Source organism: Aureimonas sp. AU4, assembly GCF_001463765.1.
In the GTDB taxonomy this organism is placed as follows: Bacteria; Pseudomonadota; Alphaproteobacteria; order Rhizobiales; family Rhizobiaceae; genus Aureimonas.
The window spans coordinates 69,141-80,056 of the sequence record NZ_BBWK01000048.1 but is presented as its reverse complement, the minus strand read 5'-3'; the positions used below and the strand labels follow the sequence as shown (position 1 = coordinate 80,056).

Here is a 10,916-nt window from a genome sequence, read left to right as displayed (position 1 = left end):
ATGACCGACCATCCGCCTGCCCTGCGGCTCGACCGCGTCGAGCGCCGCTTCCATCAGGGCGAGACGGCGCTCACGATTCTTGACGGTGCGGACATGGTTCTGCGCGCCGGCGAGATGGTTGCGCTTGTCGCGCCGTCCGGCGCGGGCAAGTCGACGCTGCTCCATATCGCCGGCCTCCTCGAGCGACCGGACGGCGGCGACGTGATCGTCAACGGCGTCTCTTGCGGCCAGATGGACGATGCGGCGCGCACGCAGATGCGTCGCGGGACGATCGGTTTCGTCTACCAGTTCCATCACCTCCTGCCGGAGTTCTCGGCGCTCGAGAACGTGATGCTGCCGCAGATGATCAGGGGGCTGTCGCGCGCGGTCGCGGCAGAGCGGGCGAGGGAGCTTCTCGACTACATGCGCCTCGGCGCGCGGACGAGCCACCGGCCGGCCGAGCTTTCGGGCGGCGAGCAGCAGCGCGTGGCGATCGCCCGGGCGGTCGCGAACAACCCCTACGTCCTTCTGGCCGACGAGCCGACCGGCAATCTCGACCCGGTGACCTCAACCTATGTCTTCGATGCCCTGACGGCTCTCGTCCGTCAGGCAGGTGTCGCGGCCTTGATCGCGACCCATAACCATGACCTCGCCCGTCGCATGGACCGGGCGGTGACGCTGCGAGGCGGTCACATCGTGGACCACGTTCTGGATTAGGTCTTGGATCCGGCCGAACGCCGGACCTACCGAATCATTCCCGGAATACATGACATGCTGATCCTCGACCGCCGCCGCTTCGCGACCCTGGCAGGCTGCCTCGCCCTCATGGTCACAGGGCGCGTGCGCGCCGCGGATCGGCTCGAAGACGTGATCGGCCGCGAGGAAAAGGCGATAGGCGCCCGCCTTGGCGTCGCGATCCACGACACGCATGAGGATGTCTGGTGGCGCCATCGCTCCGACGAGCGATTTCCGATGTGTTCGACGTTCAAGGTGTTGGCGGGTGCCGCCACGCTCAAGCGCGTCGAGCGGCGTGAAGACGATCTGACGAGGCGCGTCTCGATCGCTCCTGGCGACGTCGTGACCTACTCGCCGGTCACCGAGAAGCGGGTGGGCGAAAACACGATGATCTTGGCCGAAGTGCTGCAGGCGGCACTGACCATGAGCGACAACACGGCCGCCAATATCCTCATCGACAGGCTCGGCGGACCCGAGGCTGTGACGCGCTTTGCGCGGTCCATCGGCGACGGTACGACGCGCCTCGACCGCCGGGAGACGGACCTCAACGAGGCGACGCCTGGCGATCCGCGCGATACCACCACACCCGAGGCGATGACGCGCACCTTGGAGAAGCTCATCGTCGGCGATGCGCTTCAGCCGACGACGCGCCTGATGCTGGAGGGATGGATGGTTGCCAACACGACTGGAGACGCGAAGCTGCGTGCCGGTCTGCCTCCATCGTGGCGCGTGGGGGACCGGACGGGCGGCGGCGCCCACGGGACGATGGGCGACATCGCCGTGATCTGGCCGATCGATCGAAAGCCCGTGGTGGCCAGCGTCTACATAACCGAAACGGACGCAAGCGTCGATCGCCGCAACGAGACCATCGCGGCGATCGGGAAAGCGCTGGCGAGCGAGCTCGCGCGCTAGCGTCAGACGATGGTCAGGCCGACATCAAGGTTGTTGCGCGTGGCATTCGAGTAGGGGCAAATCTCGTGGGCGGCCGCCACGAGTTTCTCCGCCTCCGCCCGGTCGAGACCCGGCAGGTTGATCGTCAGATCGGCCGTGATGCCATAGCCACCCTCGGACCGCGGTCCGAAGCCCACCTCGGCCTGGACGGTCGTGCCGTCGGGAACCTTGACGCCGACCTTGGGCGCGATGCCGCGCAGGGCGCCGAGGAAGCAGGCCGAATAACCGGCTGCGAACAGCTTCTCCGGGTTGGCGCCATTGCCGCCCGGGCCGCCCATTTCCTTCGGCACCACCAGATCCACATCGACCGACCCATCGTCGGAACGAGCGTGGCCGTTGCGTCCGCCGCCGGTGGCTGTCGCGCTGGTCTTGTAGATGACGTTGACGGGCATGACGGTCTCCTGTGCGCGCAACCGGACGTCCGGCCGCACATATCCTTCACCGAGCGATTTTTATCGCGATAATTGTTTACGGCGATTCGTCGACGCTGTCCATGGCGACTTGCGTTTGGACCGATGACCACGCGGCAGCTCCGTACCCCCTTTGTTCACTTTACGTACCATTTTCAATTGACCTTCGGCTTCAATTTGAACAAAAAGGGAACATAAGAACCGAGGAGCAGACCGATGGCTGTCATACGTGAACTGGCGTCCTTGAGCGCGATCACGCTCTTCATCGCAGCGACCGCGATGTTGGCTCACATGATGTGAGCCGCTCCCAAATAAGCGTGGATGACGGGCCGCCGGCCCCGCCATCACAAGATTGCAGGATGGACTCCTGACCGTGGATTGGAACACTGCGGAATCTTCCGCCGAAGGGACGGACCTCGATTCGCTGCCTGGCGATGACGAGGAAAGCCCACGGCTTCATCCCGGCATCGACGATGCCTGGGACGAAAGCGAGGATTTCGTCGTGGCCGACGCTCCAACGGGTCCTGCCCCGGAACTCAAGTTCATCCACCTGCGGGTGCACAGCGCCTTTTCGCTGCTGGAAGGCGCGTTGCGCGTCGAGCAGATCGTCAAGTTCGCCAAGAGCGAGGGCGTGCCGGCGATCGGCATCGCGGACACGAACAATCTGTTCGGCGCGCTCGAATTCTCCGAGAAGGCCGCCAAGAGCGGCATTCAACCCATCATCGGTTGCCAGCTCGAGGTCGATTTCCGCGACGTCGAGGTCAACCCGCGCGACCGCTCGGGATTCGGGCCGGGTGCGCCGCTCGTCTTCATCGCGGCGACCGACAAGGGCTACGAGAATCTCGTTGAACTCGTGTCGCTCTCCTATCTCGCGCACGACGGCAACCAGAGGCCCCATATCCTTGCCGACTGGCTGGACGGGCGAGCCGAGGGCGTCATCGTCCTGACCGGCGGTCCGCTCGGACCCATCGGCACCGCGATCGCGGTCGGGCAGGGCGGCTTGGCGCGCTCGCGCCTCAAGCGGCTGAAGGCGCTGTTCGGCGACCGCTGCTATGTCGAGCTGCAGCGACACGAGAACCGGGGCCGCCGCACCGAGTTCGAGACCCTTTCGCTCGCCTACGAGCTGGAACTCCCGATCGTCGCGACGAACGAGCCCTTCTTCTTCTGCGACGAGGACTTCGATGCGCATGACGCGCTGATCGCCGTCGCGGCGAACCGCCTCGTCAGCCACGAGGACCGCCGCCGCCTGACGCGCGACCATTGCCTCAAGTCGCAGGACGCGATGGCGGAGCTCTTCGCCGACCTGCCGGAGGCGCTGGAGAACACGATCGAGATCGCACGGCGCTGCTCGACGCGCGTGCGCACCCGCAAGCCCATCTTGCCGCGCTTCGCGGGCGCCGACGCCGTTGCCGAGGAAGCCGAGCGCGCGGAGGCCGCCGAACTTCGTCGTCAGGCGGAAGAGGGTCTGGAGCGGCGCCTCGCCGCGCATGGACCGGCCCCCGGTCAGACGGCCGAGATCTACCGGGAACGCCTGGAGTTCGAGCTATCCGTCATCGAGCGGATGAAGTTTCCCGGCTACTTTCTGATCGTGTCGGACTTTATCAAGTGGGCGAAGGCCAACGGCATCCCGGTCGGGCCGGGGCGTGGTTCGGGCGCGGGTTCGCTTGTCGCCTACTCGCTGACCGTTACGGATCTCGATCCCCTGCGCTTCGCTCTCCTGTTCGAGCGCTTCCTCAACCCCGACCGTGTCTCGATGCCGGACTTCGACATCGACTTCTGCCAGGACCGGCGCGAGGAGGTGATCCGCTACGTCCAGAAGAAGTACGGGCGCGAGCAGGTGGCCCAGATCATCACCTTCGGCTCGATGCAGGCGCGCGCCGTTCTGCGCGACGTCGGCCGCGTGCTCGAGATGAGCTACGGCCATGTCGACAAGCTCTGCAAGATGGTGCCGGCCAACCCGGCCAATCCGGTAACGCTGGCGCAGGCGCTCGAGGGCGAGCCGCGCCTGCAGGAAGCCCGCGAGAAGGAGGAGGTCGTGGATCGCCTCCTGACGATCTCGCTGAAGCTGGAGGGCCTTTATCGGCACGCCTCGACGCATGCCGCCGGCATCGTGATCGGTGATCGCCCGCTCTCGCGGCTCGTCCCGATGTATCGCGATCCGCGCTCCGACATGCCGGTCACCCAGTTCAACATGAAATGGGTCGAGCAGGCGGGACTGGTGAAGTTCGACTTCCTGGGTCTGAAGACGCTGACCACGCTGAAGACCGCGGTCGACCTCATCGCGCGTCGCGGTGTCGAGATCGACCTCGGCGCGCTGCCGCTCGACGACAAGCCGACCTACGAGCTTCTCACGCGCGGCGAGACCGTCGGCGTGTTCCAGGTGGAATCGGTCGGCATGCGCAAGGCGCTGATCGGCATGCGCCCGGATTGCTTCGAGGACATCATCGCCCTCGTCGCGCTCTACCGCCCGGGACCGATGGAGAACATCCCGGTCTACAACGCGCGCAAGCATGGCGAGGAAGAGGTCGAGATCATCCACGAGAAGATCGAGCCCATCCTGCGCGAGACGCAGGGCGTGATCGTCTACCAGGAACAGGTGATGCAGATCGCCCAGGTCCTGTCGGGCTACACGCTCGGCGAGGCTGACCTCCTTCGCCGCGCCATGGGCAAGAAGATCCGCGCCGAGATGGATGTGCAGCGCGTGCGCTTCGTGGAGGGCTGCGAGCGCGGCGGCATCAAGAAGGCGCAGGCGAACACGATCTTCGACCTGCTCGCCAAGTTCGCCGACTACGGCTTCAACAAGAGCCACGCGGCCGCTTACGCGCTGGTCTCGTATCAGACGGCCTATCTCAAGGCGAACTACCCGGTGGAGTTCCTGGCGGGGTCGATGACCCTCGACATGGGCAATACCGACAAGCTCAACGACTTTCGCCTCGATGCCAAGCGGCTCGGTATCGAGGTCGTGCCCCCATCCGTCAACGTCTCGTACCGCGCCTTCGAGGTCGAGAACGGCAAGATCCTCTACGCGCTGGCCGCCATCAAGGGCGTCGGCCAGCAGGCCGTCGACCATATCGTCGAGCAGCGCGTGGCAGGCGGCCTTTTCAAGAGCCTCGAGGACTTCTGCGCTCGCATCGATCCGAAGATCGTCAACAAGCGCACGCTGGAGCACCTGATTTCGGCCGGTGCGCTCGACTGCTTCGGCCATGACCGGTCGCGCCTCGTCGGTAACCTCGACAAGCTCGCGGCCTACGCGGCGCTCGCTGCGGGCGGGCGCACCTCCGGCCAGCACGACATGTTTGGAGGCGGATCCGAGCCCGAACCACTGCGCCTTGCCGTGGTGGACGGGTGGACTACGGCCGAGAAGCTCCTGCGCGAGTTCCAGACGATCGGTTTCTACCTGTCGGCCCATCCTCTCGACGAGTATGGGGCGACGCTCAAGCGTATGAAGGTCCAGACTTACGCTGACGTCGTGGCCGGTGTGCGCAAGGGTCAGTCTGCCGGACGCCTTGCCGGGACGGTCACGTCGCGCCAGGAGCGCAAGACGCGGACCGGCGGCAAGATCGGCATCGTCCAGCTTTCCGATCCTACGGGCCAGTATGAGGTCGTCCTCTTCACTGAGACCCTCGTTGCCTTCCGCGACATGCTGGAGCCGGGCGCCTCGGTGATCGTGACGGTGGCGGCGGAAGATCGCCCGGAGGGTATCTCGCTGCGAGCGGCCGGCGTCCAGTCGCTGGAGGCCGAGGCCGAGCGCATGCAGCGCGGCCTGCGCATCTTCCTGCGCGATGCCAAGCCCTTCGAGCGCGTGCGCTCTCAGCTTCGCGATGGGGGCGAGAGCGAGGTTTCGCTGATCCTCATCCGGGACGAGGGAGAGGTGGAGATCGCGCTTCCGGGCAGGTTCCGCGTTTCACCCCAGATGGCGAGCGCGATCCGCGCCGCGCCCGGTGTCGTGGATGTCGAGCTCGTCTAGCGCCGGTCGGCTGGCCGGATAACGGCCGGCCTCGCAGCGCGGCGCCGCACATCGGCGTCTCGCTCTGCGGCCGAGCGAAAGGTAAGGCCCATCTCGATCGCCCCATCGCCGAAGCGGTGCCGCAGATCGAAGAGGGCATTTTCGGCAACGGCGCGCCGCGCGCCGCCCTCGTTTAGAAGGTCGACCGGATCGGCGCGCGAAGCTTCGGCGAACTCGCTGCAGCCGATGCCGATCAGGCGAAAGCGCGTTTCTCCGTCGAGTTCCCGTATGAGAAGATCGCGTCCCGCCTCGAAGATCCGGTCGGCCAGGCGTGTCGGATCGGTGAGGGTGCGATTGCGCGTGCGCAGGCGGAAGTCCGAAGACTTCAGTTTGAGGACGATGGCCGTGGCCGAGAGGTCCGTCGCCTTCAGACGCAAAGCCACCTTTTCCGCAAGCCGTCGCAAGATCGGCAGAAGCTCCCGCACCTGGGCGAGGTCTGTCGAAAAGGTCGTCTCGGCCGATATGCTCTTGGCCTCGCCGCGCGGCGAGACCGCCCGGGCGTCGATGCCACGCGCGAGACGCCAAAGACGCTGCCCCATCGCGCCGTAGCGGCGCGCGAGAGCCGCCTCGTCCATCTCCTGCAACTGACCGATCGTGCGCAGCCGATCGGCCTCCAGCCGACGCACCGTGACCTCGCCGATCCCCCAGATGATTGAGATCGGCTTGTCGGCAAGGAAGCTCTTCGTTTCCGCCCGACCGATCACTGAGAAGCCGCGCGGCTTCTGCAGGTCGCTTGCGACCTTGGCCAGGAACTTGTTGTGCGACAGGCCCACCGACAGCGAGATGCCGAGTTCGCGCTCGACCTTATTTGCCAGACGCGCCAGCGTTTCGGCGGCCGAACACCCATGCGCTCGTTCGGTGCCGGTGAGGTCCAGAAAGGCCTCGTCGATGGACAGCGGTTCGACCAGCGGCGTGACCGCACGCATCCGCTCGCGCACGGCACGACCGACGCTTGCGTATTTCGCCATGTCGGGCCGCACTACGACCGCCTCGGGGCAGAGCTTGAGCGCCTGGAACATCGGCATGGCCGAGCGCACGCCTTTGATGCGCGCGATGTAGCAGGCGGTCGTGACGACGCCGCGGGTGCCACCTCCAACGATCACGGGAAGGTCCACGAGCTCGGGGCGGTCGCGCTTCTCGACCGCCGCATAGAACGCGTCGCAATCGAGATGTGCGATGGTCAGCTCGCGAAGCTCAGGATGCGAAACGACGCGCGGGCTGCCACAGACCGCGCACCGTCGCGTGGCAGCCGAAGCGAGACAGTCGCGGCAGAAGGACAATGTTGCCAAAGGCATGGCCGAGACCGGAATCGTTTGGACGGCGATATGAAAAGGAATATATACCTTTTCACATGAGCGCCAGACGCCCGCTCAGTCGGTCTTCAGGCGTCCTGCGGTGCTACGAGGTTCCGCAGGATGTTTTCAGCCTCGACCCAATCGGTCGCCTCGAACGTACCGGCGGGCAGCGGCGGCAGGTGCGGACGGAAATTCTGGTCCGCCATAAGGTGGAGGAGATGGACGTCGGGAACCGATCGGCGCACGCCTTCGAGGTTGGACGGAAGGTCGTCGACGAAGGCGATCGGCCCGCTCCAGCGCTGCCTCATCTCGGCGATCAACGCGCCCTTCGAGCGCTGTGTGGCGATCATCGGCCGGTGCGCCAGACCCTCGCGGTCGAGGAGGCGCCGGCGCGGTTCGTAGTGATGAGGTGGCATCGCCGTCAGAAACACGACGTCGCAACGTGTACCCAGCCGCTCGATCGCCGCCTGTGCGCCCTCGACCAGCGTTTGTCGCGCCTCTTGCTCGCGAAACAGCTGCTCGGTCGAGCGGTCGAGCTCATGCCCCGTCAGCGCCGCGCCGGTGGACTGGGAGCGTACGTTGCCCGTCATCTTGAAGCTGTCGAAATGCAGCCTCGCGCCGAAACTCGCCAGGAGATCCTGGAACGGCGCAATGAAGTGCAGGACCACCTCGTCCACGTCGAGGACGATCAGCGCGTCATGGTTCCTGGGAAGCTCCAGAACGGCAGGGCCGGCCGTCGTATCGGTCATCGAGCTCAATACTGGTTTCCTTCTGCGAATGTCGTTCCAAGCTCCCGACGGGCCTCCGCGATACGCTCAGTGGGCAGGGCGGTCTGGTCCGCGAAGGCGACGACAAGCCTCTCGTCGGAGAGGACGAAGTCGAGCACACCCGCCAGGAAGGCAGGCTCGCCGGCGGCGGAGCGCAGGTTCTCGAGCTCCAGTCCCGTCAGGCGAAGGAAGCGGCTGAACACCACGGGATCGCCCGCGATGAAGGAAAGAGCCTCGATCGCCAGCTCCTCCGCGCCCGGTGTCGCGTCGTCCCCGTTGCCGTCGTTTCTCATGTTCATGGACGAGCCGACTCCCAACCCTGTCAATTCCCAATTTCTTAAATCAAATCGGCTTAAGTCTGGAGGGCAGGTGCCGGGAAACCGGCCGACGTGGCGTCTGGCAATGAGGTATCGCGTATGACCAAGACCGTCATGATCGTCGAAGACAACGAGCTCAACATGAAGCTCTTCCGGGACCTGATCGAAGCGCATGGTTACCGGACGGTTCAGACGCGCAGCGGTCTTACGGCCGTCGATCTGGCGCGCGAGAGCCGTCCGGACCTCATTCTCATGGACATCCAGTTGCCGGAGATATCGGGCTTGGAGGTCACGCGCCGGCTGAAGAACGATCCGGAGCTGAAGCCGATCCCCGTGATCGCCGTGACCGCCTTCGCCATGAAGGGAGACGAGGAGCGGATTCGGCAGGGCGGCTGCGAGGCCTATATCTCGAAGCCCATCTCGGTCGTACGCTTCATTGAAACGATCAAGTCCTTCCTCGGGGATCGCTGAGTCGCCATGACCGCCAAGGTACTCGTCGTCGACGACGTGCAGATCAATCTGCGCCTGATGGAGATCCGTCTTCAGGAGGAATATTACGAGGTTCGCACCGCCGGAAGTGGACAGGAGGCAATCGCTATCTGTCAGGCAGAGCCGATCGACATCGTTCTTCTCGACGTCATGATGCCCGGGATGGACGGCTACGAGACCTGCCGCCGCATCAAGGCGGACCCGGCGACCCACCACATACCCGTCGTTCTCGTGACCGCGTTGGACGGAGCGGAGGATCGGGTGACGGGGCTGGAATCGGGTGCGGACGATTTTCTCGTCAAGCCCGTGCGCGACCTCCCGCTCTTCTCGCGCATCCGCTCGCTGACGCGCCTGAAGATGCTGACGGACGAGTTGCGCGTTCGAGCGCAGACGACGCTTGCGATCCTAAGCGAGGACGGCTTCGTCGCCGACGTGGCGGGGACGGACGGGTCCATCGTGCTCATCGAGGAGAACCCGCTGGAAAGCGACCGGCTCACGCGCATGCTGCGCGGCGAGCAGCGCGTGACCGCCGTCGGCTCGCTCGATGAGTTGTCCGCGATGCTGGCCTCGGGATCCCAGCCGGATCTCGTGATCGCGGATCTGGCAAGCCGTCGGCACGATGCCTTGCGCCTGTGCTCGCGGCTTCGCTCCGACGAGGCGACCCGCCAGCTTCCTATTCTCGTGATCGCGCCGACCGATGAGGAGAAGCGGGTCGCGCGGGCTTTGGAACTCGGTGTCAACGACTACCTCGTCCGGCCCATCGACCGGAACGAGCTTCTCGCGCGCGTCCGCACGCAGGTCAAACGCCGCCGCTACAGCGAGAACCTGCGTCGCAGCCTGCAGGAAACGATCGAGCTCGCGACGATCGATCCGCTGACCGGCCTGCACAATCGTCGCTTCCTCGACGGGCATCTTCCCAAGGCCGTGGAGCGGTCGAGGCAGGAGGGCAAGGCGCTGTCCGTCCTCGTCGTCGACATCGACCATTTCAAGCAGATCAACGACCGTCACGGGCACGACGTCGGTGACGAGGTTCTGCGCGAGTTCGCGGTCCGGCTGCGCGAGAGCCTTCGCGCAAGCGATCTGGCCTGCCGCCTGGGCGGGGAGGAGTTCGTCCTTCTTCTGCCGGATACGGACTCCGCATCGGCCAACGTGATCGCCGAACGACTTCGCCTGCTCGTTTCCACCACGGCCATCGCCGTAGGCGACGGCATTCGCCTGACGATCAGCGCCGGCTGCGCCACGCTCGGGCTACCCGACACGGACGCCACGCTCCTGAAGCGAGCCGACATGGCGGTCTATGCGGCTAAGCATAACGGCCGCAACCGCGTCGTGACGCTCGCCGCGTGACGGGCAGGGCTTGGGGTTAACCAAGCGTGAACTTGCGTGGTATAAACGTTGGCGAACCGGTTGATTGCGAATCGATTCTCGGCAAGTCTTCCGGCGTCAGGGATCGTGACGGCAGGGTCTGAAACCCGCCGTCCTCAGGTCCCCATGGAGTGCTCAGGTCCGCCGCATCTCCTGGGTTCCGTGGGGCGGTCGGCCGGCATGCGGTCATATGCGGTGTCCTCGTACCGCGACCGTAGCGCCGGCCGGCCACATTCGTGAAACCCGCCAGCCAGCCTAATTTCTGAACATCGATCAAACGAAAACGCCGCCCGAAGGGCGGCGCTGATAAGGTCCGATGAGGCTCGGGCTTACTTGATCTTGGTTTCCTTGAACTCGACGTGCTTGCGCGCGACCGGGTCGTACTTCGTCTTCGTCATCTTGTCCGTCATCGTACGGCTGTTCTTCGTCGTGACGTAGAAGAAGCCGGTATCGGCGGTCGAGAGGAGCTTGATCTTAATCGTGGTCGCCTTGGCCATCGGTCGTGCTCGTATCTAGGGTCCGCCAAGCCTCGCCGCTCAAGGGAGCGCGTGCCAGGGGCGAACGGGTTTCAAAAAGGGGACGGGCATCGAACCGGCGAGCGG

The 10,916-nt window shown here is 65.2% G+C and carries 10 protein-coding genes; 5 read left to right on the top strand and 5 right to left on the bottom strand.

The genetic code is table 11. The annotated features are described in order from the left end of the window. Both AUL35_RS14575 and bla read left to right on the top strand, forming a co-directional pair. Nucleotides 1–696, top strand: a complete 696-nt coding sequence (locus AUL35_RS14575; protein ID WP_062016053.1) for an ABC transporter ATP-binding protein — start codon at nucleotides 1–3, stop codon at nucleotides 694–696. 54 nt (nucleotides 697–750) lie between these two features. Next, complete coding sequence (gene bla, locus AUL35_RS14570; RefSeq protein ID WP_062015991.1) at nucleotides 751–1,626, top strand: class A beta-lactamase; 876 nt, start codon at nucleotides 751–753, stop codon at nucleotides 1,624–1,626. A gap of 2 nt (nucleotides 1,627–1,628) precedes the next feature. On the opposite strand, the gene AUL35_RS14565 is transcribed toward bla, so the two are convergent. Further along, nucleotides 1,629–2,057: an organic hydroperoxide resistance protein gene (locus AUL35_RS14565; protein ID WP_062015989.1), complete on the bottom strand. Its 429-nt coding sequence runs from the start codon at nucleotides 2,055–2,057 to the stop codon at nucleotides 1,629–1,631. Nucleotides 2,058–2,577: 520 nt separating this feature from the next. Here AUL35_RS14565 and dnaE point away from each other — a divergent pair. Beyond that, nucleotides 2,578–6,042, top strand: a complete 3,465-nt coding sequence (gene dnaE, locus AUL35_RS14560; RefSeq protein WP_192847101.1) for a DNA polymerase III subunit alpha — start codon at nucleotides 2,578–2,580, stop codon at nucleotides 6,040–6,042. Here the strand turns inward: dnaE and AUL35_RS14555 are convergent. The 3 genes from AUL35_RS14555 to AUL35_RS14545 all read right to left on the bottom strand — a co-directional run bounded on the left by AUL35_RS14555 (nucleotide 6,039) and on the right by AUL35_RS14545 (nucleotide 8,442). Further along, on the bottom strand, nucleotides 6,039–7,376 hold the full coding sequence (locus tag AUL35_RS14555) for a DNA polymerase IV (protein ID WP_062015987.1): 1,338 nt from the start codon (nucleotides 7,374–7,376) through the stop codon (nucleotides 6,039–6,041). The two genes, dnaE and AUL35_RS14555, sit on opposite strands and share 4 nt — an antisense overlap. 86 nt (nucleotides 7,377–7,462) lie before the next feature. Further along, nucleotides 7,463–8,125, bottom strand: coding sequence for a hypothetical protein (locus tag AUL35_RS14550; protein ID WP_062016050.1), 663 nt, complete (start codon nucleotides 8,123–8,125; stop codon nucleotides 7,463–7,465). 5 nt (nucleotides 8,126–8,130) lie between these two features. After that, entirely contained in the window at nucleotides 8,131–8,442 is a 312-nt protein-coding gene (locus tag AUL35_RS14545) for a DUF3572 domain-containing protein (RefSeq protein WP_062015985.1), read from the bottom strand. 117 nt (nucleotides 8,443–8,559) lie between these two features. Here AUL35_RS14545 and AUL35_RS14540 point away from each other — a divergent pair, with 117 nt between their 5' ends. Further along, nucleotides 8,560–8,931, top strand: coding sequence for a response regulator (locus AUL35_RS14540; protein ID WP_062015984.1), 372 nt, complete (start codon nucleotides 8,560–8,562; stop codon nucleotides 8,929–8,931). A 6-nt stretch (nucleotides 8,932–8,937) separates the two neighbouring features. Then, the gene (locus AUL35_RS14535; RefSeq protein ID WP_062015982.1) at nucleotides 8,938–10,296 is read left to right on the top strand and encodes a PleD family two-component system response regulator; all 1,359 of its coding nucleotides are present in this window, start codon (nucleotides 8,938–8,940) and stop codon (nucleotides 10,294–10,296) included. A 347-nt stretch (nucleotides 10,297–10,643) separates the two neighbouring features. On the opposite strand, the gene rpmG is transcribed toward AUL35_RS14535, so the two are convergent. After that, entirely contained in the window at nucleotides 10,644–10,811 is a 168-nt protein-coding gene (gene rpmG / locus AUL35_RS14530; RefSeq protein WP_007626161.1) for a 50S ribosomal protein L33, read from the bottom strand. Nucleotides 10,812–10,916 lie beyond the last annotated feature (105 nt).

Excerpts from the sequence above, each read along its gene's own strand:
- AUL35_RS14555 (WP_062015987.1), bottom strand. The coding sequence starts at position 7,376 with ATGCCTTTGGCAACATTGTCCTTCTGCCGCGACTGTCTCGCTTCGGCT.
- rpmG (WP_007626161.1), bottom strand. The coding sequence starts at position 10,811 with ATGGCCAAGGCGACCACGATTAAGATCAAGCTCCTCTCGACCGCCGAT.
- AUL35_RS14565 (WP_062015989.1), bottom strand. The coding sequence starts at position 2,057 with ATGCCCGTCAACGTCATCTACAAGACCAGCGCGACAGCCACCGGCGGC.
- AUL35_RS14575 (WP_062016053.1), top strand. The coding sequence starts at position 1 with ATGACCGACCATCCGCCTGCCCTGCGGCTCGACCGCGTCGAGCGCCGC.
- AUL35_RS14550 (WP_062016050.1), bottom strand. The coding sequence starts at position 8,125 with ATGACCGATACGACGGCCGGCCCTGCCGTTCTGGAGCTTCCCAGGAAC.
- AUL35_RS14535 (WP_062015982.1), top strand. The coding sequence starts at position 8,938 with ATGACCGCCAAGGTACTCGTCGTCGACGACGTGCAGATCAATCTGCGC.
- AUL35_RS14540 (WP_062015984.1), top strand. The coding sequence starts at position 8,560 with ATGACCAAGACCGTCATGATCGTCGAAGACAACGAGCTCAACATGAAG.
- bla (WP_062015991.1), top strand. The coding sequence starts at position 751 with ATGCTGATCCTCGACCGCCGCCGCTTCGCGACCCTGGCAGGCTGCCTC.
- AUL35_RS14545 (WP_062015985.1), bottom strand. The coding sequence starts at position 8,442 with ATGAACATGAGAAACGACGGCAACGGGGACGACGCGACACCGGGCGCG.